General features: G+C 66.6%; 24 protein-coding genes. 12 read left to right on the top strand and 12 right to left on the bottom strand.

Annotated features, from left to right (window positions below; genetic code table 11):
* The first annotated feature begins 286 nt into the window (after positions 1-286).
* From BLV15_RS12455 to BLV15_RS12440, 4 genes are read left to right on the top strand one after another with little or no spacing between them, the layout of a single operon-like run.
* On the top strand, positions 287-607 hold the full coding sequence (locus BLV15_RS12455; RefSeq protein ID WP_090228606.1) for a DUF2288 domain-containing protein: 321 nt from the start codon (positions 287-289) through the stop codon (positions 605-607).
* 51 nt (positions 608-658) lie between these two features.
* Complete coding sequence (locus BLV15_RS12450; protein WP_090228603.1) at positions 659-1,033, top strand: DUF5064 family protein; 375 nt, start codon at positions 659-661, stop codon at positions 1,031-1,033.
* Positions 1,034-1,087: 54 nt separating this feature from the next.
* Complete coding sequence (locus tag BLV15_RS12445; RefSeq protein WP_090228602.1) at positions 1,088-1,975, top strand: NAD(P)-dependent oxidoreductase; 888 nt, start codon at positions 1,088-1,090, stop codon at positions 1,973-1,975.
* Positions 1,972-2,769 (top strand): hydroxypyruvate isomerase family protein, encoded by a 798-nt coding sequence (locus tag BLV15_RS12440; RefSeq protein WP_090228599.1) that lies wholly within the window; start codon positions 1,972-1,974, stop codon positions 2,767-2,769. Before BLV15_RS12445 ends, BLV15_RS12440 begins: the two co-directional genes overlap by 4 nt.
* On the opposite strand, the gene BLV15_RS12435 is transcribed toward BLV15_RS12440, so the two are convergent.
* Positions 2,743-4,932, bottom strand: coding sequence for a putative bifunctional diguanylate cyclase/phosphodiesterase (locus BLV15_RS12435; protein ID WP_090228597.1), 2,190 nt, complete (start codon positions 4,930-4,932; stop codon positions 2,743-2,745). The genes BLV15_RS12440 and BLV15_RS12435 overlap by 27 nt on opposite strands.
* A 236-nt stretch (positions 4,933-5,168) precedes the next feature.
* On the opposite strand from BLV15_RS12435, the gene BLV15_RS12430 reads away from it, so the two are divergent.
* Positions 5,169-6,500, top strand: a complete 1,332-nt coding sequence (locus BLV15_RS12430; RefSeq protein WP_090228595.1) for a spinster family MFS transporter — start codon at positions 5,169-5,171, stop codon at positions 6,498-6,500.
* Between the two features lie 61 nt (positions 6,501-6,561).
* Here BLV15_RS12430 and rapA read toward each other — a convergent pair whose 3' ends face one another.
* Positions 6,562-9,405, bottom strand: a complete 2,844-nt coding sequence (gene rapA / locus BLV15_RS12425; protein WP_090228593.1) for an RNA polymerase-associated protein RapA — start codon at positions 9,403-9,405, stop codon at positions 6,562-6,564.
* Positions 9,406-9,596: 191 nt separating this feature from the next.
* On the opposite strand from rapA, the gene BLV15_RS12420 reads away from it, so the two are divergent.
* The 7 genes from BLV15_RS12420 (at position 9,597) to ccoM (ending at position 15,352) form a co-directional block, all read left to right on the top strand.
* Positions 9,597-9,896 carry an aspartate-semialdehyde dehydrogenase gene (locus BLV15_RS12420; RefSeq protein ID WP_090228591.1) on the top strand — a complete coding sequence of 100 codons (300 nt, stop codon included), beginning with the start codon at positions 9,597-9,599 and terminating at the stop codon, positions 9,894-9,896.
* Positions 9,897-9,901: 5 nt separating this feature from the next.
* The gene (locus BLV15_RS12415) at positions 9,902-10,507 is read left to right on the top strand and encodes an alpha-ketoglutarate-dependent dioxygenase AlkB family protein (RefSeq protein ID WP_090228588.1); all 606 of its coding nucleotides are present in this window, start codon (positions 9,902-9,904) and stop codon (positions 10,505-10,507) included.
* A 195-nt stretch (positions 10,508-10,702) separates the two neighbouring features.
* Positions 10,703-11,212, top strand: coding sequence for a sigma-70 family RNA polymerase sigma factor (locus BLV15_RS12410; RefSeq protein ID WP_090228585.1), 510 nt, complete (start codon positions 10,703-10,705; stop codon positions 11,210-11,212).
* Entirely contained in the window at positions 11,209-12,174 is a 966-nt protein-coding gene (locus tag BLV15_RS12405) for a FecR domain-containing protein (RefSeq protein WP_090228582.1), read from the top strand. Before BLV15_RS12410 ends, BLV15_RS12405 begins: the two co-directional genes overlap by 4 nt.
* Positions 12,175-12,240: 66 nt before the next feature.
* Entirely contained in the window at positions 12,241-14,661 is a 2,421-nt protein-coding gene (locus tag BLV15_RS12400; protein ID WP_090228579.1) for a TonB-dependent receptor, read from the top strand.
* Positions 14,662-14,899: 238 nt separating this feature from the next.
* On the top strand, positions 14,900-15,055 hold the full coding sequence (locus BLV15_RS22110; RefSeq protein ID WP_090228577.1) for a hypothetical protein: 156 nt from the start codon (positions 14,900-14,902) through the stop codon (positions 15,053-15,055).
* A gap of 180 nt (positions 15,056-15,235) precedes the next feature.
* Positions 15,236-15,352, top strand: a complete 117-nt coding sequence (gene ccoM / locus BLV15_RS22405) for a cytochrome c oxidase subunit CcoM (RefSeq protein WP_275937449.1) — start codon at positions 15,236-15,238, stop codon at positions 15,350-15,352.
* A 237-nt stretch (positions 15,353-15,589) separates the two neighbouring features.
* Here ccoM and codA read toward each other — a convergent pair whose 3' ends face one another.
* The 10 genes from codA to BLV15_RS12345 form a co-directional block, all read right to left on the bottom strand.
* Positions 15,590-16,831, bottom strand: a complete 1,242-nt coding sequence (codA, locus tag BLV15_RS12390) for a cytosine deaminase (RefSeq protein ID WP_090228574.1) — start codon at positions 16,829-16,831, stop codon at positions 15,590-15,592.
* Positions 16,828-18,069: a PucR family transcriptional regulator gene (locus BLV15_RS12385; RefSeq protein WP_090228571.1), complete on the bottom strand. Its 1,242-nt coding sequence runs from the start codon at positions 18,067-18,069 to the stop codon at positions 16,828-16,830. The genes codA and BLV15_RS12385 overlap by 4 nt, the downstream gene beginning before the upstream one ends.
* Positions 18,069-18,998: an ABC transporter permease gene (locus BLV15_RS12380; protein WP_175534353.1), complete on the bottom strand. Its 930-nt coding sequence runs from the start codon at positions 18,996-18,998 to the stop codon at positions 18,069-18,071. The genes BLV15_RS12385 and BLV15_RS12380 overlap by 1 nt, the downstream gene beginning before the upstream one ends.
* Positions 18,998-20,071, bottom strand: a complete 1,074-nt coding sequence (locus BLV15_RS12375) for an ABC transporter permease (protein ID WP_090228569.1) — start codon at positions 20,069-20,071, stop codon at positions 18,998-19,000. The genes BLV15_RS12380 and BLV15_RS12375 overlap by 1 nt, the downstream gene beginning before the upstream one ends.
* Positions 20,072-20,086: 15 nt before the next feature.
* Positions 20,087-21,607: an ABC transporter ATP-binding protein gene (locus BLV15_RS12370; protein WP_090228566.1), complete on the bottom strand. Its 1,521-nt coding sequence runs from the start codon at positions 21,605-21,607 to the stop codon at positions 20,087-20,089.
* Between the two features lie 5 nt (positions 21,608-21,612).
* Entirely contained in the window at positions 21,613-22,725 is a 1,113-nt protein-coding gene (locus tag BLV15_RS12365; RefSeq protein WP_090228563.1) for a BMP family ABC transporter substrate-binding protein, read from the bottom strand.
* Positions 22,722-23,783 (bottom strand): isopenicillin N synthase family dioxygenase, encoded by a 1,062-nt coding sequence (locus tag BLV15_RS12360; protein WP_090228561.1) that lies wholly within the window; start codon positions 23,781-23,783, stop codon positions 22,722-22,724. Before BLV15_RS12360 ends, BLV15_RS12365 begins: the two co-directional genes overlap by 4 nt.
* A gap of 28 nt (positions 23,784-23,811) precedes the next feature.
* Positions 23,812-25,086 (bottom strand): cytosine permease, encoded by a 1,275-nt coding sequence (gene codB / locus BLV15_RS12355; protein ID WP_090228558.1) that lies wholly within the window; start codon positions 25,084-25,086, stop codon positions 23,812-23,814.
* Between the two features lie 309 nt (positions 25,087-25,395).
* The gene (locus BLV15_RS12350; protein WP_090228556.1) at positions 25,396-25,866 is read right to left on the bottom strand and encodes a MaoC family dehydratase; all 471 of its coding nucleotides are present in this window, start codon (positions 25,864-25,866) and stop codon (positions 25,396-25,398) included.
* Positions 25,863-26,804: an alpha/beta hydrolase gene (locus tag BLV15_RS12345; protein WP_090228553.1), complete on the bottom strand. Its 942-nt coding sequence runs from the start codon at positions 26,802-26,804 to the stop codon at positions 25,863-25,865. The genes BLV15_RS12350 and BLV15_RS12345 overlap by 4 nt, the downstream gene beginning before the upstream one ends.
* Positions 26,805-26,824 lie beyond the last annotated feature (20 nt).

Raw genomic sequence — 26,824 nt, 5'->3', positions numbered from 1 at the left:
GGTCGTGCCCGTACAACTGTACCGGTACAGTGTAAGGCGGGCGTCGACGGCTTGAAAGCCAAGGCGCCAAGCGGAACGGAGGGGTGTCGCCTAAACGCAACAAGTGTACAAAATTCCGCCGCAAATTCCTCGTCTCGCATGCTGTTTGCATAGATCTGACCGGAACATCGGGAGCGGGGCACGCCGTTGCGCAGGCCGCGCAGCTCATCGCGCGCCAGCCGCGACGGTTTGGCGCGCTGCGCCATGGGCATTATCATTCGTCTCCGCGACAGCCACAGGTGAGTCCATGACCGGCTCCGACGAAACGCTCTACGCCAAGCTTCTTGGCGAAACCGCAGCAATCGGCTGGGCCGAGCTGCAGCCCTTTTTCGCCCGTGGCGCGCTGCTCTGGGTTGCGCCCGCGCTGGACCTGGTGGAAGTCGCCCAGGCCGTGGCCGAGGACGACGGCGAAAAGGTCGGTGCATGGATGCGAGGCGGTGCGTTGGGCAAGATCGAGGACGCCCTCGCCGAAGACCTGGTCGCCCGCGATCCGCCGCTCTGGGCGGTGGTGGTGGCGCCCTGGGTGCTGGTGCAGGAACGCGACCTCGGGCAGGGTGCCAGGCACTGAAACTATCCACGGGCAGACAGTCCGATCCTTTATGCCTTACGGGAGCACCACATGTTCGAATCGGGCCATCTGCATCTGCACCACCTCAGCTTCCCGGGTATGCCGGACGGGCAGGAGTTCTCCATCGACGTGCACTACGAGGTACGCAGGGACGCGCAGGAAGGGCAGATGCTGCACATGCTCATGAAGGGCGACGTGGACGGCAAGGCCTTCGAGGAGACCTTCGAGCTTCACCGCGATGACGCCTTCAATTTCGCCACCAAGATCAGCCGGATCGCCGAGCAGCATGGCAGGCATCCGCATTTCGGCAGCGTGTTCGTCGATCACAAGGATTTCGACGCGATGTTCGCCGACATCCGCCGGCTGCTCGATCTCAAGCCCGGCGAGCCGATGAACCTCGATCACCTCGGCCAGGACGGTCTTTGAGCGGCGCCAGCCCGGACCGGGGCTGACGTCCGACGTTTGCGGGAGCACCTTTCGATGAGCGCGTTGCCGAAGCTCGCCTTCGCCGGCACAGGCCTGATGGGCGAGCCCATGAGTCGCCGCCTGCTGGCGGCCGGCTATCCGCTGCGGGTATGGAACCGCAGCCCGGACAAGACCGAAGCCCTGGCCGCTGCCGGCGCGATGGTCGTCGACGACCCCGCCGCGCTCTGCGCCGATAGCGATGTCGTCATGCTCTGCCTGAGCGATACCGCGGCGGTGCGCGACGTGGTGTTCGGCGCCGACGGCATCGTCGAGGGCGCGCGGCCCGGGCAACTGCTGGTGGATTTTTCCAGCCTCGATCCGGCCGAAACGCGGCGGATGGCCGCCGAGCTGGCCACGCGCAGCGGCATGCGCTGGGTCGATGCGCCGGTTTCCGGCGGCACTGTGGGCGCCGAGGCCGGCAGCCTGACCATCATGGCCGGCGGCGAGGCGGCGGACATCGAGCGGCTGCGGCCGATCCTGGCGCACCTCGGCCAGCGCCTTACCCATATGGGCGACGTCGGCGCCGGGCAGGTGACCAAGGTCTGCAACCAGATGATCGTCGCCTGCAACGCCCTGGTGATCGCCGAAGTGGTGGCCCTGGCCGAGCGCTCGGGCGTCGATGCCGCGCTGCTGGCGCCTGCGCTGGCTGGTGGTTTCGCCGACTCCAAGCCGTTGCAGATTCTCGCCCCGCAGATGGCCGAGCGGCGCTTCGAGCCGATCCGCTGGCACGTGCGCACCCTGCTCAAGGACCTCGATGCAGCGGTGAAACTGTCCCGCGAGCAGGGCTCGGCGACGCCCATGAGCGGCCTCGCCGCACAACTGATGCGCCTGCACGGCGGCCACGGTTACCTGGCTCGCGATCTGGCCACCCTGATCGAGCACTACCGGGAGTTGGAGGCATGAAAATCGCCGCGAACCTGTCCCTGCTGTTCACCGAACTGCCGCTGCTGGAGCGCATCGAGGCCGCCGCCGCGGCGGGTTTCGACGGCGTCGAGGTGCAGTTTCCCTACGAGGTGTCGGCCCAGGATTTCAAGGATGCCCTCGATGCTGTCGGCCTGCCGCTGCTGCTGTTCAATCTGCCGGCAGGCGACCTGATGCAGGGCGGCCCGGGGCTGGCCGCGCTGCCGCAGCGCCAGGCGGAGTTCGACGAGGCTCTGCGCCTGGCGCTGGATTACGCCCGGGTGCTGCGCCCGCGCTGGGTGAACGTGCTGGCCGGGCGCCTGGCCGAGGGCGTTCCCCGCGAGCTGGCGTTGCAGACGCTGACGGTGAACCTGCGCCGCACCGCCGAGGCGTTCGCCGAACTGGGCATCGGTGTGCTCGCCGAGGCGATCAATCCGCTGGACATGCCCGGCTTCCTGATCAACACCCCGGAGCACCTGCAAACGCTCCTCAAGGCGGTGGCGCACGAGAATTTCCGCGCGCAGTTCGATCTCTATCACATGGCGCGCCAGGGCCTTGACCCGGCCGCCGGGATCGAGGCGCTCGGCGAGCGTATCGGCCATGTGCAGTTCGCCGATTGCCCCGGCCGCCACGAGCCTGGCAGCGGCACGCTGGATTTCGCTTCGGCGTTGCAGGCGCTGCGCCGCAGCGGCTACCGCGGCTGGCTGGCGGCGGAGTACCGGCCGGGCGGGGCAACCGTGGATTCGCTCGGCTGGCTGCCGAGCTGGCGCTCAGACCAGGCTGATCTGCCCGGATAACGGCAGCGGCAACTCCGGCCGTTCGGCGAGGAAACTCTCCAGTTGCGCCATCGGCAGTGGCCGGCAGAACAGGAAGCCCTGCATGAAATCGCAGCCCTGGTCGCGCAGGAAGCTCACCTGCTCCTGCGTCTCGACGCCCTCGGCGACCACCTGCAGGCGCAGCGCGTGGGCCATCGCCAGGATCGCCTGGATGATCTGCCGGTCCTCTTCGGTCGCCGCCAGGTCCTGGATGAACGAGCGGTCGATCTTCACCGTGTTGATCGGCAGGCGCTTGAGGTAGGCGAGCGACGAATAGCCGGTGCCGAAGTCGTCGATCGCCAGGGACACGCCGAGCTGGCGGATCTCCTGGAGCAGCGAGATCGCCCGGTTGATGTTGCTCATCAGCGCGTTTTCGGTCACCTCCAGTTCCAGCATCTGCGGCTGCAACCCGGACTGGCGCAAGGCCTGGTCGACCTCGTCGGGAAGCTGTTCATGGGCGAGGTTCAGCGCCGAGCAGTTCACCGTGACGATCAGTGGCGGATGACCGCGCGCCTGAAACCTGGCGACGTCCTGGCAGGCGCGGCGCAGCACCCAGCCATCCAGTTCGGTGATGAAACCGTTGGCCTCGGCGATGCCGATGAAGCGGTCCGGCGAAAGCATGCCGTGCTGCGGATGTTGCCAGCGCACCAGGGCTTCGAGCTTGGTGGTGCGGCCGCTGCGCAGGTCGACGATCGGCTGGTAGAACAATTGCAGACCCTCGTCGCGCGCCAGCGCCTTGCGCAGGTCCTCCTCCAGTTCCAGCTCGAACGACGCCTTGCTGCGCAGCCGTTCGCTGAAGAAGGTGAAGTGGTTGCGCCCGCTGCCCTTGGATTGATAGAGCGCCATGTCCGCGTGCTTGAGCAGCTCGTCGCAGGCGTCGCCATCCTGCGGGAACAGGCTGATGCCGATGCTGGTGGTCATCACCATGCTGCGCCCGGCGAGGGCGATCGGCTCCTTCATGGTCTGCATCACCCGTTGCGCCAGCAGGCGCGCGTCGTCCTGCTGCTCGAGGCTGGCGAGGATGCAGAACTCGTCGCCGCCGAAGCGGGCGATGGCGTCGCCTTCACGTACCGCGCTGCGGATGCGCTGGGCGATCACCTGCAGCAGCTCGTCGCCGGCATCGTGCCCGAGGCTGTCGTTGATCCGCTTGAAGTGGTCGATGTCGAGGAACATCACCGCCATGTCGCGGTGTTGTTCGGAGTGTTCTTCGAGCTTCTCGGCGAACAGCGCATTGAAGCCGCGGCGGTTGAGCAGGTTGGTCAGTGCATCGTGGTGCGCCGCCTTCTTCAGCGACGCCTGGGCGTGGTCGAGTTTGCGCAGCAGCGCATTGACCCGGCGCAGGTCGCGCTCCTTGCTTTGCAGCTTGCGATTGGTCCAGGCGGCGCCGAGGCTGATGACGACGATCATCAGCGTGACCAGGCCGATGCTGAGGCCGAGCTGCAGGGTGTCGTTGGCGGGCTGCAACTCGAGAGGCGTGCCTTCCGGCACCACCAGCGTCATCGCGTGCATCCCGGTGAAGTGCATGGAAAGGATCGCCAGCGCCACCAGCGCACTGGCACCGAGCTTGAGCAGGCGCTGGCGGGACGTGGTGCGCCGGCGGAAGTGCATGGCCAGCAGCAGGATCACCAGGCTGGCGGCGACGGCCAGTATCAGCGAAAGGACGAAGAGGCGCGGGTCGTAATGCTGGCTGGCCGGGGAGACGATCGACAGCATGCCGCTGTAGTGCATGGCGGAGATGCCCAGGCCGATGCAGACCGCCGACACCACGTAACGCCGCAGCGGCAATGCCGGTTTGTTCAGGGTGAACATCGTCAGCGCCGCGGTGATCAGCGCGATGATCAGCGAAGCGAGAGTCGCCGGCAGCGTGTAGTGGATCGGAATCGGTGCGCGGAACGCCAGCATGCAGAGAAAATGCAGCGACCAGATGCCGCCGGCCATGCACAGTGCGCCCAGCACGCCCCAGGTCAGGCGGCCGCGGCGCCGCCGCGCATGCACCATGCGTTCGGTGATGCCCAGGGTGGTGAATCCCGCTGCCGTGGCGACGATGAAGGCGAGCATGACCAGCCAGCCGTTGTGCATGCAGTGCAGCGCGACCATTCCCTCCCTGGGCAGGTTGAACAGGGCTGCAAGACCGGGCGATTCCATGTTGATCGGGACTCCAGGCGGGGACGCTTGCCCTTAGAGCGTGTGGCGGATTCTTTGTTCAAATAAACGACGCCAGAGAATCGTCGTTATATCGCAGTAACTGCAAGGCTGTCGCATTTGCTGACATAACACCCGCGAATGGTCGCAGACAGCTGGTGCCCGGCGCCTTAGATTGCAGTCAGGCGCCTGGGCCGCGGTATGACCAGGGAAGTTATAACAACAAGAGAGACCGACCCATGCAGCCCTCCACGCAAGCGGCGAATGCCTGGCGCATACTGTTCCTGCTGTTCCTCGCCAACCTGTTCAACTTCTTCGATCGCACCATCCCGGCGATCATCATCGAGCCGATCCGCCACGAGTGGGGCCTCAGCGACCTCCAGCTGGGCCTGATCGGCACCGCCTTCACCCTCGTCTATGCCATCGCGGGGGTGCCGCTGGGGCGCATGGCCGACACCGGCGCGCGGCGCAAGATCATGGGTTGGGGCCTGGCGGCCTGGAGCGGTCTTACCGCGATCAACGGCCTGGCCTGGAATTTCTGGAGCTTCCTGCTGATCCGCATGGGCATCGGGATCGGCGAGGCCAGCTACGCGCCGGCCGCCAACTCGCTGATCGGCGACCTGTTCCCGGCGCACAAGCGGGCCCGCGCCATGGGCATCTTCATGCTCGGCCTGCCGCTGGGCCTGCTGCTGGCGTTCTTCACCATCGGTGCGATGGTCGAGGCGTTCGACAGCTGGCGCGCGCCGTTCTTCATCGCCGCCGTGCCCGGCCTGCTGCTGGCGGCGTTCATGTTCCTGATCAAGGAGCCGGTCCGCGGCGCGGCGGAGACGGTCAAGGTGGATGCCGCGCCGGTGGAGAAACCGCTGCGCAAGGTGCTGGTGATCCGTACCTTCTGGTGGCTGACGCTGGCCGGCCTGGCGTTCAACTTCGCCACCTACGCCTGCAACTCGTTCATGGTGCCGATGCTGATGCGCTACTTCCTGCTGCCGTTGCAGCAGGCGGCAGTGGCGACCGGGGTGATCGTCGGCGTGACCGGCCTGATCGGCCTGACGCTGGGTGGCTGGGTGGCGGACCGGTTCCACCAGAAATCCGAGCGCGGGCGCTTGATGTTCGCCGCGGTGAGCATGCTGGTGGCGGCGGTGGCCACCGGTTTCGCGCTGTTCTCCGGGCGGATAGAGATCGGCCTGTTCATCACCGTCTACAGCATCGGCTGGCTGTTCTCCTACAACTTCTACACCTGCGTCTACACGGCGATCCAGGACGTCATCGAGCCGCGCCTGCGCGCCACCGCGATGGCGCTGTTCTTCGCCGGCCTGTACCTGCTCGGCGGCGGCCTCGGCCCATTGGTCGTCGGCGTCCTCTCCGACTATTTCGCCCAGGCCGCGATGCACGCCGCCGGCGACAGCCAGATGAGCGAGGCGTTCAAGGCGGTCGGTCTGCACAACGCCATGTACCTGATCCCCTCGGCGCTGTTCGTCACCATGCTCTGCCTGCTCCAAGCCATGCGCAGCTTCGCCCGCGACTCGCGTGCGATGCAGGCCGGGCTGGTGGCCGCCGCCCCGGCGGCCTGATCGGCAGGACGAAAAAAAGGCCCGCATCTGCGGGCCTTTTTCGTTTCCGTGGGCTGGCGCCTTAGCCCGCGACCAGCACGCGGATCGCCTCCAGGCGCAGCGCAGCCTTGTCGAGGCAGGCCAGGCCTTCCTCGCGCTGGTGGCGCAGCGCATCGATCTCGCTGTCGCGCACGCTCGGGTTGACCGCCTGCAGCGCCACCATGCGCGCCAGTTCCTCGTCCAGCTCGGCCATCAGACGGTGCTTGGCCTGCTCGACGCGCTCGACGTGGCGCGGGCTGACCTTCGCCTCGGCGGCGTTGATCTGCGGGCCGAGCACGTCGCGCTGGGCCTGGATGAACTTGTTGGCGCTGGCCCGCGGCACGCTTTCCAGCTGATCATTGAGGGTGTCGAAGGCGACCTTGGAGGCCAGGTCGTTGCCGTTGCCGTCGAGCAGGCAGCGCAGCGCCACCGGCGGCAGGAAGCGCCCGAGCTGCAGCGCACGGGGCGCCACCACTTCGCTGACGAACAGCAGCTCGAGCAGCACGGTGCCGGGTTTCAGCGCCTTGTTCTTGATCAGCGCCACCGCGGTGTTGCCCATCGAACCGGCCAGCACCAGGTCCATGCCGCCCTGCACCATGGGGTGTTCCCAGGTGAGGAACTGCATGTCCTCGCGGGCCAGCGCCTGGTTGCGGTCGTAGGTCACGGTGACCGCCTCGTCGTCGCCGAGCGGGAAGCTGGCGTCCAGCATCTTCTCGCTGGGGCGCAGCACGAGGGCGTTCTCGGAGTGGTCCTCGCTGTCGATACCGAATGCATCGAACAGCTCTTCCATGTAGATCGGCAGGCTGTACTGGTCGTCCTGCTCCTCGATCGCCTCGACCAGCGCGACACCTTCGCCGGCACCGCCGGAGTTCAGTTCCAGCAGGCGGTCGCGGCCGGAATGCAGTTCGCCTTCGAGGCGCTCGCGCTCGGCGCGCGCCTCGTCCACCAGCGCCTGCCACTCGCCATCGTCGCCGCCTTCGAGCAGCGGCAGCAGGCGCGGGCCGAACTGGTGCTGCAGGGCATTGCCGGTGGGGCAGGTGGCGAGGAAGGCGTTCAGCGCCTGGTGGTACCACTGGAACAGGCGCTCCTGGGCGCTGTTTTCCAGATAGGGCACGTGCAGCTGGATGACGTGCTTCTGGCCGATCCGGTCGAGGCGGCCGATGCGCTGCTCGAGCAGGTCCGGGTGCGACGGCAGGTCGAACAGCACCAGGTGATGGCTGAACTGGAAGTTGCGGCCCTCACTGCCGATTTCCGAGCAGATCAGCACCTGCGCGCCGAATTCCTCGTCGGCGAAATAGGCGGCGGCGCGGTCGCGTTCGAGGATGTTCATGCCTTCGTGGAACACCGTGGCCGGAATGCCGGAGCGCACGCGCAGGGCGTCCTCCAGGTCGAGCGCCGTTTCGGCGTGGGCGCAGATCACCAGCACCTTGAATTTCTTCAGCATCTTCAGCGTGTCGATCAGCCACTCGACGCGCGGGTCGAAGCGCCACCAGCGCTCTTCGCCGGCGTCCGGCTGCGCCTGGTAGCTGAGTTCCGGATACAGCTCGGCCTGCTCGCCCAGCGGCAGCTCCATGTACAGGTCCGGGTTGGGCAGCGGATACGGGTGCAACTGGCGCTCGGGGAAGCCCTGGACCGCAGCGCGGGTGTTGCGGAACAGCACGCGGCCGGTGCCGTGGCGGTCGAGCAGTTCGCGGACCAGGCGGCCGCTGGCGTCGATGTCGCCGTCGCTGATGGCGGCGATCAGTGCTTCGCCCTCGGCGCCGAGAAAACCGCCGATGGTGGCCTGCGCGGCCGGCGAAAGACGGCCGTTCTCCAGCAGTTCCTGCACCGCCTCGGCGATCGGGCGGTAGTTGGCGCTCTCGGCGCGGAACGCTTCCAGGTCGTGGAAACGGTTCGGGTCGAGCAGGCGCAGGCGCGCGAAATGGCTGTCCTGGCCAAGCTGCTCCGGTGTCGCGGTGAGCAGCAGCACGCCGGGAATCACTTCGGCCAGCTGTTCGACCAGCGCGTACTCGGGGCTGGCCTTCTCCGGATGCCAGACCAGGTGGTGCGCCTCGTCGACCACCATCAGGTCCCAGCCGGCGGCGAACGCGGCGTCCTGAGCCTTCTCGCTGCGCACCAGCCACTCCAGGGAAACCAGGGCGAGCTGGGTGTCCTCGAATGGGTTGCTGGCATCGCTCTCGGCGAAGCGCTCGCCGTCGAACAGCGCCACCTGCAGGTTGAAGCGCCGGCGCATTTCCACCAGCCACTGGTGCTGGAGGTTTTCCGGAACCAGGATCAGCACGCGGTTGGCGCGCCCGGTGAGCAGCTGGCGATGGATCACCAGGCCGGCCTCGATGGTCTTGCCCAGGCCCACTTCGTCGGCCAGCAGGACGCGCGGGGCGATGCGGTCGGCGACTTCACGGGCGATGTGCAGCTGGTGAGCGATCGGTTGCGCACGCGCGCCGCCCAGGCCCCACAGAGAGGATTGCAGCACGCGGCTCTGGTGTTCGAGGGTGTGGTAACGCAGGGCGAACCAGTTCAGCGGGTCGATCTGCCCGGCGAACAGGCGGTCGCTGGCCAGGCGGAACTGGATGAAGTTGGACAGCTGGGTTTCCGGCAGCGTCTGCGCCTGGTTCTGCTCGTCGAGCCCGTGATAGACCAGCAGGCCATCGACGGTCTCGACTTCGCGCACGGTCAGCTTCCAGCCTTCGAAGTGGGTGATTTCGTCGCCGGGGGCGAAGCGCACGCGCGTGAGCGGCGCGCTGCGCAGGGCATACTGGCGAGTGTCGCCGGTGGCCGGGTAGACCACGGTGAGCAGGCGACCGTCCTGGGAGATGACCGTGCCGAGTCCCAGCTCTGCTTCGCTGTCGCTGATCCAGCGTTGCCCCGGTTGATACTGCTGCGCCATGCCGCTCTCCGTCTGAGAAATCGCTTCGAAAAAGCCGGTTATCTTAACGGAAGGACCGGCACAGGGCGACGGCACTTGCCGATTCAGGCACAGTCCAAGTTGCTGCAAACGCGTTGCAACGACGAAAGGACAGCCGCCTGGCTAAAGGTAGCCGGCCGCGCGCCGACAGACATCGCAAGGAGGGATTGAAGATGCTATCGCCGATAACCCCAACCATGTTGCCGGTCGCCACCCAGCCGGACCCGGTCGTGCAACGTCCCGTGGTTCCCGCCGTCGCGCCGGTGCAGCAGACCTCCGCCGAGGATGCGGTCGCGCTGGACAAGCGCCACCCGCAGGAAACCGAGGAGCTGCTGCGCGAGGAGCAGCGCCGGCGTCAGCGCCGCCGTGCCTACAGCGCCGCCGAGCTGGCGGAGGGCAACGTCGACGAAGCCGATGCCGAGGCGGTGGAAGCCCTGCCGCGCCAGGGCCTGTGGGTGGATGTAGAAGTTTGAGCGGCATGGACCTGTTCGCCGATGTTGCGCTGCAACTGGCCGACGCCGATCTGCGCTACCAGCCGGGCTGGCTGGACGCCGAAACCGCCGACGCCTGGCTGCAGGCGCTGATGCGCGATACGCCCTGGGAACAACCGATCGTGCAGGTGCATGGCCGGCGCCTGCCGGTTCCGCGACTGGTCGCCTGGTATGCCGATCCCGGCGTTCACCTCAGCTATTCCGGGCTGACCCATCGCGCGTCGAGCTGGACGCCGTTGCTCGAGCAGATACGCCGGCGCGTCGAAGAAGCCGCGGGGCAGGCGTTCAATGGCGTGCTGATCAACCACTACCGCGATGGCCAGGACTCCATGGGCTGGCACGCCGATGACGAGGGCTACTTGGGGCGCAATCCCGTGATCGCCTCGCTGAACCTGGGCGGCGCGAGACGCTTCGACCTGCGCCGCAAGGGGCAGAGCCGCATCGAACATTCGCTGGCTCTCGGCCACGGTTCGCTACTGGTGATGGGCGGTACGACGCAGCATCATTGGCAGCACCAAGTGGCGAAAACGCGCAAGGCCTGCGCGCCCCGCCTCAATCTCACCTTCCGTCACGTGCTGCCCGAGCACCGGTAGCCCGATGGATGCGCGGCACGACGCGGAGGTTTCCTGCGTAGCCGGCATGAGCGGGCGCCCCGTCAAGTCACCCGATGGGGCTCGCCGGCAGCGGTCGAAGCGGGCGTGCGGCACCTTTCGAAAAGCGCTTGGTTTTCGTCCGATTCAGTAATTAGAATCAGTCTCATTTGATATCCGTCGCCCGGGTTCCTTGAGATGACTGAAGCAGTGACGTCGACGGAGCGGTCCCTTGATGCCTTGTACCGCGACCACCATGGCTGGCTGGAAAGCTGGCTGCGCCGGCGAATGGGCAACGCCTGGGATGCGGCGGACCTCAGCCAGGATACCTTTCTGCGGGTGCTCTCCAGCTCCCAGAAAATTGCCGACATGCGCGAGCCCAGGGCTTATCTGCTCACCGTGGGCAAACGCCTGTTGAGCAACTTCTACGCTCGACGCAGCCTGGAACACGCCTATCTCGAAGCCCTGGCGCAAATGCCTGAAGACAGCGTGCCGTCTCCGGAACAACGCTGGCTGCTGCTGGAAACGTTGCACGCGCTCGATGAGTTGCTCGATGGGCTGCAGGCCCAGGTGCGCCGCGCCTTTCTATTGAGTCAGCTCGACGGTCTTGGCTACCGCGATATTGCCGAGCGCCTGGAGGTTTCGGAGCGCACCGTCAAACGCTACATGGCCCAGGCCTACGAGCATTGCCTGCTGGTGGACTGGTGACGCGCCGAGTGCCCTCGAACGAGGATCGCGAGGTAATACGCCAGGCGGCACAGTGGTTGGCGCTGCTGGAGTCGGCGGGCACCTGCGAGGACGATCACCCGGAGTTGCAGAGCTGGCGTAAGAGTTCCAGTACCCACGAGCGCGCCTGGCAGAAGGCTCGCCAACTGCGCGAGCGCTTCTGCGGCCTGCCGTCGGGGCTGGCAATGTCCACTCTGGACCGACCGGACCAGGGCCGTCGCGCGCTGCTCAAGCGAGCCTTGGGTATTACCGCGGTGGTTCCTGCAGCCTGGTTGCTGAGCCGGCAGTTGCCGCTGGATGTCTGGCGCGCCGACCTCCACACCTCCACCGGTGAACTCCGTAAGCTACCGCTGGCCGCAGGTAGCTTGCTGCAACTCAACACGGACAGTGCCGTGAATCTGGACCTGGGCAGCGGCGTCGTGACGCTGCTGCGTGGCGAAATTGCGCTGAGCGTGCCGGGCAACGCGGTACTGGCCATCGAGGCGCCATATGGGCGCATCCTCGTAGGTCGGAGCGCGGTCTGTGTACGGCTCAACTCCAGCGATTGCCAGGTGTCGGTGCTCAGCGGCTCGGTTCAGTTGGGGCCGTTGCGGGGCGTGTCGATGGATTTGCATGCAGGTCAGCAGGTCCGTCTGGCGTTGAACGGGGCAGGGCCGATTGGCGTCTTCGACGTTTCCGCGCCCGGTTGGCGCGAGGGCGTACTCACGGCGCAGGACCAGGCCCTGGGTGACTTCCTGCGCGAACTGAGCCGTTATCGCGTCGGACTGTTGCGCTGGGAGCCCGAGCTCGAAAACCTTCGTGTCACCGGCACGTTCCGTCTCGACGACACCGAACAGATCCTCTCGTTGCTGGCGGCCAGCCTGCCGGTCGAGGTGCAGATGCGTAGCCGTTACTGGGTCACGCTGCGGTCTCGCAAAGCCTTCACGCAGAAGAACAGCGCGTAAAGCTCGTCCCTTTTTTTCAGCTCGCCGGTCATTCCCGGTAAGTGAATAAAATACGAGAGACTTGCCATGTCCGCTGCACCGCCTTTTCGTACGAGCCCGCTGTCGCATCTCGCCTTGTTGCTGGCCCTGAGTTCCCTCCCGCCATTCATCCCGAGCAGTTGGGCAGATACGCCGCCGCCGCGTAGTTACGAGGTCCCTTCCGGTAGCCTGGGTCCCGCGCTGACGCGTTTTGCCGGGCAGGCTGGCGTCAGCCTGTCGGTCGATCCGGCGCTGGTCAATGGACGCACCACGGCCGGCCTTTCCGGGCAGTATGGCGTCGAGGAGGGCTTCGCCCACTTGCTGCTGGGCACCGGCCTGCGACTTGTGCCCGTCGGCGAGCAGGCCTACACCCTCGCGCCGGTCGCGGAAGGTGCTGCGCTGCAACTGGCGCCTGCTTCGGTCATCGCTGCCAGCGGCTCGGCGGACGGCCAGGCCTACGCCGGCGGTCAGGTCGCCCGGCTCGGCTCGCAGGGTTTGCTGGGTTCGCGCGACTTCATGGATACGCCGTTCAGCATGACCACCTACACCTCGGCGGCGGTGAAGAATCAGCAGGCACGTACCCTGGCCGATCTGACCGCCAGCGATCCGGCGGTACGCTCCACCAATCCGGCGGGCGGTCGTTTCGAACAGTTCACCATCCGTGGTTTCAGCCTGTTCAACAGCGATGTGTCCTACGGCGGCCTCTACGGCATCATGCCGACGTACTCCATCGACATGGAGATGGCCGATCGCGTCGACATCCTTCGCGGCCCGACCCAACTGATCAACGGCATATCGCCGCGCGGTAGCGTCGGCGGCGGCATCAACATCGTGCCCAAGCGCGCCACCGACAAGCCCATTACCGAATTCACCACCAGCTATGTCTCCGACAGCCAGGTGGGCGGCGCGCTGGACGTAGGCCGCCGCTTCGGCGAGGACAACCGCTTCGGCATCCGCTTCAACGGCGTCAAGCAATCCGGCGATACCGAGTGGGATCACCAGAAGGTCGACCGCGAGATGGCCATCGTCGGCCTCGATTTCCGCGACGAGCGCCTGCGCCTGTCGATGGACGTAGGCCATACCGAGCGCGATACCGATGCACCCCAGGAGCGGGTGCTGGTGGGCGACGATGCGCCCGTGCCCAGGGCGGATGATGTTCGCCACAACTATGCCCAGGCCTGGACCAAAGCCCGGACCCGCGACACCTTCGGTGCGATACGGGGCGAGTACGACATCGACGACTCGCTGATGGTTTACGGCGCGGTCGGGGCACGTAAGAGCAACCACGACTTCCTGCGCCACAACGTATCGATCACCAATGCCGCGGGCGACTTCACCATCCAGCCCCGCGACTTCACCCGCGACGAAGACGTACGCACGGTCAATGCCGGTGTGCGCAAATGGTTCCGGACCGGCACAGTGAGCCATGAGGTGAATCTGGCCGCCGACTATTTCTCGATGGACTTCGAGAACGGTGGCGGGCGTTACGCCAACCGCCCGGGCAATCTTTACGACCCGGTCACTACGCCCGAACCGACCGTGCGGACCCGGACTGACGCGAAGATCTACACCGAGAACCGCTTCAGCGGCGTCGCCTTGTCCGACACCCTGGGCTTTTTCGAGGATCGGATGCTCCTGACGCTCGGCGCGCGTTGGCAGCGGGTGAAGGTCGACGACTGGGAGAATGGCATCAAGGGCGAAACCTCCTACGACGAGGAGAAACTCTCGCCGTCGGTTGGCGTGCTGTTCAAGGCTACCGATCAGCTGTCGCTTTACGCCAACTACATGGAAGGCCTGAGCCAGGGCAAGATCGCTCCCTCGACCGCCAGCAACGAAGACGACATCTTCCCCCCGTTCATCAGCCGCCAGCTTGAGGCCGGTGCCAAATACGACATGGGCAAGTTCGCCATTACCGCTGCAGCATTTCGCATCAAACAGCCCGCCTATGAGACAGGTGATGCACCCGGTCCAGGTTTGGAGGGCACTTTCGGCCCCAGTGGCAAGCGGGTGAACGACGGTATCGAGTTGAGCCTGTTCGGCGAGCCCGTCGGTGGCGTCCGCCTGCTCGGCGGTGTGATGTACATCGACAGCAACCTGGAAGACACCAACAACGGCGGCGCCAACGATGGTAACCGCGCCCCGGCCACGCCCAAGTACAACGTCAACCTCGGTGCCGAGTGGGACGTGCCAAGGGTGCAGGGGCTCACCCTGACCGCCCGTGGCATCTACAGCAGTTCCCAGTATCTGGATCAGGACAACACCAAGGAAATCGACGCCTGGACGCGCTATGACGTCGGCGCCCGCTACGCCTTCAAGGTCGATGAAAAGGTCATTACCTTGCGCGGCACCGTCGAAAACCTGCTGAACGAGCGCGACTGGATCTCGGCGGGTGCTTCGGACGATAGCGAGCCCGGTTTGACGCTTGCCACACCGCGCACCTACATCCTCTCGGCCACGATCGGCTTCTAGAACCGGCGAAGTGCCTGGGCGCCGGCCCCGGCACTTCGCCGGATACCGTTCCGCGTACGGGGACCGGGAAGGAGATCATCTCGAGTGGTCTCCGACCGATGTCCCTGGCTGAGGGCTGAGGTAACGTCACGCATCCCGTAAGGCCGATTGAGCGGTCAATTGCAGACAGCTCGATAAAAATGCAGGAAAATTGCACCGAAAAGGCGTCGGTGGCATAGGCACTACGGGGAAGGTCGACATGAGCGATGACAAACTGATCGACTTCGCCGCCGAGCGAGACAAACGCATCCACGATCTGCGCGACAAGCGCCTGGATGAAATGCGTCAGGCCTTCGAGCAGGCGATGCCCCTGGCGAAGAAGAAAAAGCCGAAGAACAAGCCGAAAAAACGCTAGAGCCCCCGCAATCCGCGGCCATCGGTCGCCCATCAATCCGCCAATGCTTGACTCAGGTCATTCCCCCAGGAAGCCGTCGGATTGGCTTTCCCCGCACTTGATTCAAATCAATTTTGCCCGCGTCGAGGGTGACTATCTTGGACCCATCCAAGCATAACGCCCCATCGCAGGAGGCCATCCATGTTTCTAGATGAAGTGGTAATCGCAGGTCTGCTTATCGTCGGACTCTGTGTCGTTTTCTGCACCAGTTTCGGACTTTTCATCTGGAAGGACTCGAAGAAGCAAAAAGCAAACTGATCCTTCTTTAAAGAGCACGCAAGGCACTTGGGGCGACTTCGGTCGCCCGTTTTTTTGCCTGCAGAAAAGTGGTTTCAGGCGGCCTGGCCCGATAGATGACGCCGAAACCCGTCTCTCTTACCGCTGTTTTCCGTCTGGCCCGATCGAGTGGCTCGACGCGCATCCCGCCCGCGCATTCCCGCCTCGCCGGCGAATCGATCCTGTGATCGGTCGCTCAGCCGTGTCCCTCATTTCTCGTCAGCCCGCCATGCGCTCGATTTTTGCCGGGGTGCGTTGCATCAGCACCTTGCCGTGACGGATCGAGACCAGCGCGTGGCCCTGGCTGCGGATCATCTCGTAGTCACTGGGTGCGGAAAGAACCAGCAGGTTGGCCGGGCGGCCGGCTTCCAGGCCGTAGCGCTCGCCCAGGTTCAGGGTGCGCGCACTGTTGTCGGTGATCAGGTCGAGGCCGCGCTGCAGGTCGTCGTAACCGAGCATGTGGCAGATGTGCAGGCCGGCTTCGAGGATGCGCATGATGTTGCCGTTGCCCAGGGGATACCACGGGTCGACGATGGAATCCTGGGCGAAGCAGACGTTCATCCCGGCGCGGTCGATTTCCGCCACCCGGGTCAGGCCGCGGCGCTTAGGATAGGTGTCGAAGCGGCCTTGCAGGTGGATGCTCTCGGTCGGGCAGGAGATGAAGTTGATCCCGGACATCTTCAGCAGGCGGAACAGCTTGGAGCAGTAGGCGTTGTCGTAGGAGCCCATCGCCGTAGTGTGGCTGGCGGTGACGCGTTCGCCCATGCCGCGCACGCGGGCTTCCTCGGCCAGCACTTCGAGGAAGCGCGACTGCGGATCGTCGGTTTCGTCGCAATGCACGTCCACCAGGCAGCCGTTGCGCTCGGCCAGGTCCATGAGGAATTTGATCGAGCTGACGCCCTGGTCGCGGGTGTTCTCGAAGTGCGGGATGCCACCGACCACGTCGGCGCCGATCACCAGCGATTCCTCCATCAGCTTGCGGCCATTGGCGTAGGACTCGATGCCTTCCTGCGGGAAGGCGACGATCTGCAGGTCGATCAGGTGGCGGGTTTCCTCGCGCACCTCGACCATCGCCTTGAGCGCGGCGAGGGTCGGGTCGGTGACGTCGACGTGGGTGCGCACGTGCTGGATGCCGTGGTCGACGAGCATGTCGATGGTCTTCTTCGCCCGCGTCTTGCTGTCCTCGTGGGTCACCAGCGCCTTGCGCTCGGCCCAGCGCTCGATGCCTTCGAACAGCGTGCCGCTCATGTTCCAGGCCGGCTCGCCGGCGGTGAGGGTGGCGTCCAGGTGGATGTGCGGCTCGATGAAGGGTGCCGTGACCAGGTTGCCGGTGGCGTCGAGGTCGCCGGGGTTGGCGACGCTGCTGCCGACCTGGGTCTGGATCGCGGCGATGCGCTCGCCGCTCAGCTCGATGCGGTACAGGCCGTCTTTTCCGCGCAGGCGGGCGTTGACGATATTCATGCAGGACTCCGTGGATTTCGGGGAGACGATAGCCGCCAGATCATCAGGGCGACGGCGGTGTTCAGGCGCTGGTGCGGGTCGTCGAACGAGCGGCCGGTGAGCGCTTCGATACGCTGCATCCGGTAGCTCAGGGTGTTGCGGTGCACGGCCAGGCGCTGCGCGGCCAGGGCCAGGTTGCCGTTCTCGTGAAACCAGGCCTCCAGCGTCGGCATCAGCACCGGCTCGTGGCGCGAGTCGTCGCCGATCAGCGCGCCAAGGGTGGTATCGACGAAGCGGTCGAGCAGCTTGCGATCGCGAATCGCGCCGAGCAGTTCGAGCACGCCGAGTTCGTTGAAGCAGCATAACCCCAGGCGCTCCGGGAAGGATTGTGCGGCGACGAGCGCCTGGCGCGCCTCGCCGAGTGCGAGGGCATAGCCGGACGGGCCATGACCGCCGGCGCTGAGGCCAAGGAACAGTCGCAGCGGCGCCAGGGTCTGGTTGAGTTCGTCGAGCAGGCCGGTCATTAGTTGCCGGTTGAGCTGCTCGCGCTGGGCGTCGGCGGCGGGCAGCAGGGCGATCCAGTGCTCGCCCTGGCAGACCAGGGCGAGCGGCTCGCCGAGGTCGTTCAGAGCCTGTTCAAGACGTCGCTGCAGGCGCTGGCGGCTGGCCTGGAGGCTGCGCTCGGCGTCCTGCAGGTCGTCCCCGGCGAACAGCCGCTCGCTGTTTTCCAGCTTGAACAGCGCCACCTGGCGCGGCACGGCCAGCGGCAGGTGCAGGGTCTGGGCGCGCTGGGTGAGCACGTCGAGGGATTGGTAGTCGCCTTCCAGCAACTGCTCCAGAACGTGCTGGCGCGAGCGCCCGAGCAGTTGTTCCTGGACCAGCGCGGTGCCGATGGCCTGGGTCACCACCACCATCTTCAACTGGTAGGGCTGCTCGAGCAGCGGCACGCCGAGGCGCTCGGCTTCGGCGATCACCGCCTCGGGAATCTGCTGGATGAATTCCTCGCCGGTGAGGATGACCATTCCGGCGACCACCCGCTGCTGCGCCTCGCGCACCAGTTGCAGCAGGTTGGCCTCGTCGCGGGGATGGTTGATGCCGGTGACGAAGATCAGTTCGCCGCCCATCACCCAGTCGGCGATGCCTTCGTTCTCGGCCACGTAGGGCCAGCGCACCGGATTGTCGAGCCCCGCCGCGCCGGCGCGCAGGTGCATGCTTTCCAGACCGGGGAGGGCGAGGGCGTCGGCGACGGTCAGGCTCATCAGCGCCGGTCCTGGCGGATGTAGGACTGCCCGAGCGCCGCCGGTTCGGCGTTGCGCCGCGCCCGCGAGCAACTGGCGGCCACCAGCACGACGATGGTCAGCGCGTAGGGCAGCATGCCCATCAGGTACACCGGCGCGTCGAAGCCGCTGGCCTGCAGGCGCGGCAGCAGTGCTTCCACCGCACCGAAGAGAAAGGCACCGAGGATCGCCCGCAGTGGGTCCCAGCGGGCGAAGATGACCAGCGCCAGGGCGATCCAGCCGCGCCCGGCGACCATGTTCTCGACCCAGACGTTGCTCGCCACCGCGGACAAGTATGCGCCGCCGAGGCCGCCGAGCGCACCGCAGCAGGTCACCGCGAACAACTGGTGCAGTTGCACGTTGACCCCGGCGACATCGGCGGTCGCCGGGTCTTCGCCGACCGCGCGCAGGCGCAGGCCGAAGTGGCTGCGGGCGATCAACCACCAGCCGCCGAGGGTGAGGAGGATGGCCAGGTAGGCCAGCGGGTCCTGGGCGAACAGCAGCTGGCCGAGCAGCGGCACCTGGGCGAGGCTGCCCAGGTCGACGTTGGTCACGCCTTCGAAGGTGCGATGCACGTAGTCGCGGCCGAGCAGCCCGGCGGCGCCGAGGCCGATCGCCATGGTCGCCAGGCCGGCGAGGATCTGCTCGGCGCGCAGCAGCACCACGGCGATGCCGAAGCCCAGTGCGAGCAGGGCGCCGGCGGCCACCCCGGCGGCGATGCCGAGAACCAGGCTGCCGCTCTCCAGGGTCACCGCGGCGGCGGCCATCGCGCCCATCGCCAGGTAGCCCTCGACGCCGAGGCTGACCACGCCGGCGCGTTCGGACAGGATCAGGCCGACGCTGGCCAGCAGCAGTGGGATGGCGGCGGTCGGTACGCTGCCGAGCCAGCTGCCGAGGAAGGCGATGTCCATCAGCGCGGCTCCTTCTTCATGTCGATGCGGTAATGGGCGAAGAATTGCGCGACGAGCAGGCTCATCAGGATCAGCCCCTGCAGCAGCACGACGACGGCGTCGGACAGGCCGTAGAACACTTTCAGCGTGCTGCCGGCGTTGTACAGCCCGGCGAGGGCGAAGGCGGTGGGCAGGATCCACAGCGGTTTGAAGCGCGCGACGAAGGCGATGACGATGCCGCTGAAGGTCATGTTCCAGCCGATGTTCTGCGTCAGGCGATACTCGCTGCCCGTGATGATCAGGCCGCCGGCGAGGCCGGACAGCGCGCCGGAGAGCAGTACCATGATCGCCAGCGTGAGGCCCACCGGAATGCCGGCGGCGCGCGCCACCTGCGGGTTGGCGCCGATGGCGGCGGCGTGGAAGCCGAGCCGGCTGCGTTCGCTGAGCATCGCCACCAGCAGGGTCACGGCGAGGGCGATGAAGAGGCCGCTGTGCAGGTTGCCGAAGCCGAGCAGCGCCAGACGCTCGTCGCCGCCGATCTGCATCGACATCGGGAAGCTGTTGGCCGGATCGCGCCAGGCACCGAACAGCAGGTGCTGCAACAGCAGGTAGGCGATGTTCGAGAGCAGCAGGGTGACCACCAGTTCGCTGACCTGCAGGCGCAGGCGCAACACCAGTGGCAGGGCGATCCAGGCGGCGCCGAACAGCGCGGAGGCGAGCAGCATCAGCGGCAGGCGCAGCGCCTCGGGGCCGACGCCGTAGAGGGAGACGGCCGTGGCGCCGATGGCGCCGAGCCAGAGCTGGCCCTCGATGCCGATGTTCCAGAACTTCACCCGCATGGCGACCGCCGAGGACAGCCCGACGAGAATCAGCGGCACCGTCAGGGTCAGCGTCTGCGCCAGTCCCTGCGGGCTGATGAAGACCTGCACGAAGAGGTCGTCGAGCAGCGACTCCGTCGGTACGCCGGCCCAGACCAGCAGCGCCAGGCCGAGCAGGATGCCGGCAGCCAGGCCGCCGACGAAGGTGCCGACGCCACGACGGCCGGACAGCGTCAGGCGGCGTTGCAGGGCGAAGGTGTAAGGCAGCGCGATCATCGTTTCATTCTCATGTCAGGCATGCCCGAGCATCAGCCGGCCAACCTCTTCGGCGCTCGACCCGCCCGGGCACTCGCCGGTGATGCGACCGGCGCTCATCACCGCGATACGGTCGGAGAGCGCGAGGATTTCCTCCAGGTCTTCGCTGATCAGCAGGCAGGCGGCGCCGCTGGCGGCCACCTCGCGGATCGCCTGGTGGACCACCGCGCAGGCTTTGACGTCGAGGCCGCGGGTCGGCGAGTGGGCGACCAGCAGGCGCACGCCGCTGTCCAGTTCGCGGGCCAGCAGTACCTTCTGCGCGTTGCCGCCGGAGAGCAGGCTGGTGCGCAGCTCCGGGGTCGCGCCGGCGATGGCCTGGCGGGCGATGGCGGCCAGGGCGTCGGCGCGCATGCGTGCGCGGTTCAGCCAGCCGCTTCGGTAATGGCCGCCGCGCACGCGGGTCAGCGCCAGGTTGTCGGCCACCGAGAGTTCGCCGATCAGGCCGCTGGCCATGCGGTCGGAGGGAATGATGCGCAGGCCGAGGTCGCGGCGACGGGCGATGGATGCGTGGGTCACCTCGGCGCCGTCCAGGGACAGGTTGCCGGCCTCGATCGGCAGGCTGCCGAGCAGGGCGTCGGCGAGTTGCTGCTGGCCGTTGCCGCCGACGCCGGCGACGCCAAGGACTTCGCCGGCGCGCACGCGCAGGCTGACGCCGTCGATACCGACGCCGCCGTCGGCGCGGCTGACGCACAGTTGATGGGCGATCAGCAGGTCGGCGCCGTTGCTGATCAGCGTGGACGGGGCGCGCTCCGGGCCGGCCTTCTGCTCGCCGACCATCAGGCGGGCGATTTCTTCCATGGAAAGGCTGGTGGTCGGCAGGTTGGCGGCCACCGTGCGGCCCTGGCGCATCACCGTCAGGCGGTGGCTGTGGCCGATCACTTCGCGCAGCTTGTGGGTGATCAGCACGATGCTGAGGCCGGTGTCGGCCATGCGCCGGATCGCCGAGAGCATGTCGCCGGCCTCGCGGTCGGTGAGCACCGCGGTGGGTTCGTCGAGGATCAGGATGCGCGCGCCGAGGGCCAGCACCTTGCAGATTTCCGTGCGCTGGCGCTCGGCTACCGAGAGGTCGGCGACCTGCGCCTGCGGGTCGATGCGCAGGCCAATCTGCTCGGCGGTGCGCAGCAGCGCGGCGCTGGCTTCGGAGGCGCTGCGCAGGCCCTTGCGCCCGCCAGCGGCGAGCAGCAGGTTCTCCACCACGCTGAAGCGCTCCACCAGGCGGAAATGCTGGTGCACCATGCCGATGCCCGCCGCGCTGGCGTCCGCCGGGCGACGGATCGCCAGGCGTTCGCCCTGCAGGCGGATCTCGCCATCGTCGGCGAGGTAGACCCCGGTGAGAATGTTCATCAGGGTCGACTTGCCGGCGCCGTTCTCGCCCAGCAGCGCATGCACTTCGCCGCGCTCCAGGTGCAGGCCGACGCCGTCGAGCACGGTGCGTTCGCCGAAGCGCTTGCTCAGCCCGCGCAGCTCCAGGAACACCGGGGCCGAGGCCGCCGGCATGGCTGTCACTTGACGCTCCCGACGGTGCCCTTGACCAGGTAGTCCATGTTCCAGATCGCCGCGTCGTCCAGCGCCGCACCGGCGGCCACGGCCTCCTCGCCGTTCTGCTTGAACAGCGGGCCGCTGAACGGCGAGAAGCTGCCGGCGATGATCTGCGCGCGCACCGCCTCGATCTTCGCGCGGGCCTCGGCGGGCACCTTGTCGCTCAGCGGGGTGATGTCCACTACGCCTTCGGCGAGGCCGGGGAAGGCGCCGTATTGGTTCGGCTCCCAGCTGCCGTCGACGATCTTGCGGATGGTCGGCACCAGGTACTTGTCCCAGTGGAAGACCACCGAGGTCAGGTGACCCTTGGGTGCCATCTTGCTCATGTCCAGCTGGAAGCCCACCGAGGCCTTGCCGGCCTTTTCCGCAGCCGTGAAGGGGCCGGCCGAGGACAGGTTGTTGGCGATCACGTCGGCGTTCTGCTCGAGGATCGACTTGGCCGCCTGGCTTTCCTTGGCCGGGTCCCACCAGGAGTTGGTGTAGAGGGCGATGGTCTTGATCGTCGGGTCGACCGACTGCGCGCCGAGGGCGAAACCGTTGATGTCCCAGTTCACCGGCGCCACCGGGAAGCCGCCGAGCATGCCCAGGGTCTTGTTCGGGCTGACCGAGGCGGCGGCGATGCCCGCCAGGTACCAGGCCTGGTAGGTGCGCGGGTAGAAGCTTTCCAGGTTGGCCGCGTTGGTGGTGCCGGAGGCGGCGAGGAAGGCCACCTGCGGGTACTTCTTGGCCGCTTCCAGCACGCCGTCGGAGTAGCCGAAGGAGGTGGTGACGATGATGTTGAAGCCGCGCTGCACGTAGAGGTCGATGGCGTTCTTCAGCGCGGTGGATTCCTCGGGAATGCTCTCCGCCACGGCGATCGGGTAGCCGAGTTCGCTGGCCACCTGCTGGCGGCCGTTGTCGATGGATTCATTCCAGCCGCCGTCCTTGACGGTGGCGGCATAGATGAAGGCGATCTTCGGCTTGCCGGCCAGCTTGAAGGCTTCCGCCGCCTGCGCGGGTGCCAGGGCGAGCAGGGCGGTGGAGGCCAGCAGGCCGATACAGGCGAGGTGCAGGGACGCGTGACGGCGAGTTTTCATGGGGTATTCCCTTCAGGAGTTTGGCTTTCGTCTTTCTGGCGGTGGAAGTAGGTGTGGTCGAAGCGCGAGCGGATGTAGTCGCCGGCGGTGATCGGCGGGTACTGCGGCGGCCAGTCCGGGTTCTGGCAACTCGGCAGCACCTCGATCAGGCTCTGCGAGTCGGGGCCGAAGAAGAAGGGGATCGAGTAGCGCTGGCGCCCCGAGGCATTGATCGCGCGATGCAGCGTCGAGGCGAAGTAGCCGTTGGTCCAGCGCGCCATCAGGTCGCCGACGTTGACGATGAAACAGCCGGGAATCGGCAGCGCCTGGATCCACTCGCCGGCGCTGTTGAGCACCTGCAGAGCCGGCACTTCGTCGGTGCGCAGGATGGTGAAGCACTCGTAGTCGGAGTGCGCGCCGATGCCGATCTGCGCGTCGTCGATGGCGCCGCTCTGGCTCGGGTAGGAGAGCACGCGCATGTGCGCCATCGGCTTGTTCAGGTAGCCCTCGAAGAAGTCCTCTTCGAGCTCCAGGGCCAGGGCGAAGGCGGCGAAGATGCGCCGACCGAAATCCAGCATGGCGGCGTGGTAGGCGAGCAGCGCGGGCTTGAAACCGGGCAGTTGCTCGGGCCACTGATTGGGGCCGTAGCCGAACACGCCGGCCTGCACGTCGGGATCGTCGGCGGGCACTTCCAGGGCCAGGTCGAACCCCTCGTGCATGTCGCCCTGGCCTTCCTCGTTGGTGTTCTCGCCGAGCATCGGCGTGTAGCCGCGCATGTTCGGCGAGCGGTCGATGTCCACCGCCTTCTTCACCTCCAGCGGCAGGTCGAAGAAGCGGTGGGCGGCGCTGAAGGTGGCATCGATCACCTCGTCCGGCACGCCGTGCCCGCGGGCGTAGAAGAAGCCGACCTCGGTGCACGCCTTGCGCACCTCTTCGCCGACCCGTTGCCGGGCCTCCGGGTCATCGCCGTACATGGCGGAGAAATCGATCACGGGGATTTCGGAGAAGGGCAACTGGCGCGCTTCAAGGCCCGAGGCACTGAAGCTGCGGGGGCCGTTGCCGGTTCTTACGGTTTGCATGGTGGCGTCCCTGAAGTGAATGGCGTAGTCAGGCGCGGCTGGTGCCGGCGCTGCGGGTGGCCAACTGGCGCAACTGGAACAGCACGACATACGCCAGCGCGCCGACCAGGATGCCAACGATGGGCGCTACCCAGGGCGAGACGTAGGCGCAGAAGGCACCGATGAAGTAGGCGGCGAGGCCGACGGCGTTGAACTTCGGCAGGCGCACGTCCGCCAGGCGCGGGTAGCGCTGCTTATGCCCGTAGAAGTAGTCGGCCATGATCACGCCGCCGATCGGCGGGATGATAGAGCCGAGCAGGATCAGGAACGGGATCAGCATCTCGTACATGCCGCCGATCGCCAGCAGGGTACCGATGCCGGCGCCGACCACGGTGATCAGCTTGCGTCGCTCGCTGCGCAGCAGGTTGCAGCCGGCGGCGGCGAAGTTGTAGATGGTGTTGTCCTGGGTGGTCCACAGGTTGAGGAAGAGCATCATCACGGCAATCATCGACAGGCCCTGCAGTACCAGAACCTCGACCACGTCGGGTTGCTGGTAGACGATGGCACCGTAGGCGCCGGTGACGATCATCAGGCCATTGCCGAAGAAGAACCCGACCATGCTGGAAAGCATCGCCACCCGGCCGTTGCGGGCGAAACGCGTCCAGTTGGTGGCCTGGGTGGCGCCGCTGACGAAGGTGCCGAAGATCATGGTGATCGCCAGGTTCATGCTCATGCTTTCCTGCGGCTGGATTGCCAGCAGTGCATCGAGGCCGCCAACCTTGCCGGTGGCCAGCCACAGCGACCAGACCAGGAATACGCACATGGCCGGCACCGCGACGCGCGACAGCAGGTCCAGGCCCCTGTAGCCGACGAAGGCGGTGATGCAGAAGCCGAAGCCGAACAGCACCATCAGCGGAATGGTCCAGCCTTCCGGCAGGCCGAGGATCTTCACCAGCGCCAGGGCCATGGTCGCGGTGCCCCAGGCGTACCAGCCGACCTGGGTGAAGCCGAGCAGCATGTCGGACAGCTTGCTGCCCACTTCGCCGAAGCAGAAGCGCCCCATCAGCACCGAGTTGAGCCCGCTGCGGCAGGCGATCAGGCCGAGCACGGCGGCGTAGGCGCCAAGCAGCAGGTTGCCGATGAGCGCTGCCCAGATCAGCGTCTTGAAGTCGAAGGCCATGCCGATCTTGCCGCCGGCGAACATGGTGGCGGTGAAGAAGGTGAAGCCGAACAGCATGATCGAGGTGGAAAACAAGCCTTTGCGTGCCCCGGCCGGGACCTCGCTGAGGGGGTAGTCGTTGCCGTTGTCCGCTGCCTGGGCCATGCCGTCTCCTCGCGCAATCGTTTGGTGTGGCCTCGGCGATTGCGAAGGTTGTGCCAGGTCGATGGAGAAAACACGGAAAAGCGCAGGTTGGTCAGGGCGACGGTGATACTTGTGCGTTATGCACAGATAATTGAGGGATTTTCACGGGATTGACGCGATTTCTTGTGCGATATGGCTGTTTCGTGAGCCGCGCTGGTGCGTGGCCGTGACGCCTGCACCAGATATGGCCGACGCGGTGCGCCTGGCGTACCCTAACTCGTGATTGCCTTCCGTAGGATGCGCCCCGCGCATCGCCGGCGTACCGGACTGTCAGCCGATGGTGATCGGCGGCAGCTCGGTCAGGGGGATGTTCAGCGCCTCGGTCGGCGCCATCACCTCCGCCTCGCCGTCCACCACCTTCTTGCCATCCTGGTTGATCACCCGGGTGGCGATGCGCACGCGGTTCTTCGGCAGCTTTTCGAGAATTTCCAGCTCCACGGTCAGGGCGTCGCCGAGCTTCACCGGGCGGGTGAATTTCAGGCTCTGGCCGAGGTAGATGGTGCCCGGTCCCGGCAGCTCGCAGGCGATGGCCGCGCTGATCAGCGCGCCGCTGAACATGCCGTGGGCGATGCGCTCCTTGAACTGCGTGCCGGCCGCGTAGGCGGCATCGAGGTGCACCGGGTTGCGGTCGCCGGAAACCGCGGCGAACAGCTGGATGTCGCGTTCTTCGACGGTCCTTTCGTAGCGTGCGGTCTGGCCGACTTCGAGGCTGTCGTAGGGGAAGTTGCGGAGCTGGGTCATGGAGTGTCCTTGGCGGATGAGTCGAGGGCCTGTTGCAGCCAGTCGATGAGGAAGGCGGTCACCTCGTCGCGATTGGTCTCGTTGAGCAGCTCGTGACGGGCGTCCGGGTAGAGTTTCAGTTGCACCTTGCGCAGGCCGGCGCGCTGCATCGCTTCGGCGAGGTCTTCCAGGCGCTCGCCGTCGCTGACCGGATCGCACTCGCCACCGATCACCAGCAGCGGCAGGCGTGCGTCGATCTGCGCCAGCTTCTCCAGCGGGGTGATGTCCTGCAGCCCGCCGAGCAGGTCCATCCACAGGCGGTTGGTGCAGCGGAAGCCGCACAGCGGGTCGGCGACGTAGGCGTCCACTTCCGCCGGGTCGCGGCTTAGCCAGTCGAAGGCGGTGCGGTTCGGCTTGAAGGCCTTGTTGAAGGAGCCGAAGGACAGGAAGTCGATCAGCGCGCTGCGCCCGGTCGGGCCCTGGCGCCATTGCTCGAAACGCGCCACCTGGCGCGCCGCGCGATACAGCGAGACCGGCTGGTAGTTGGAGCCGGAAAGGATCGCGCCGCTCACCGCGCAGCTGTGCTGCATCAGGTAGGCCTGGGCGATGTAGCTGCCCATGCTGTGGCCGAGCAGGAAGATCGGCGTGCGCGGGTGCTGCTGGCGGATGTGGTGGTTGAGCGCGGCGAGGTCGTCGATCACCCGTTGCCAGCCATCCTTCACCGCGTAGTCGCCGAGGATGCCGCGCTGCGCCGTCTGGCCGTGGCCACGCTGGTCGTGGGCATACAGCTCGACGCCGGCGGCGACCAGCGCCGCGCCGAAACGGGCATAGCGGCCGGCGTGTTCGGCCATGCCGTGGGCCAGCATCAGCACGGCTTTCGGCGGTTGTTCGGCGAACCAGCGCTGGACGTGGACGGGCGCGGCATCGCTGGTGGTGAGCCAGAAGGCATCGTGGCGCATGGTGGTTCTCGAACCCTGTG

It is taken from the genome of Pseudomonas kuykendallii (genome assembly GCF_900106975.1).
Classification (GTDB): Bacteria; Pseudomonadota; Gammaproteobacteria; order Pseudomonadales; family Pseudomonadaceae; genus Pseudomonas_O; species Pseudomonas_O kuykendallii.
Note: the sequence above shows the minus strand (reverse complement) of the source record. Positions and strands in the feature narration are given on the sequence as shown.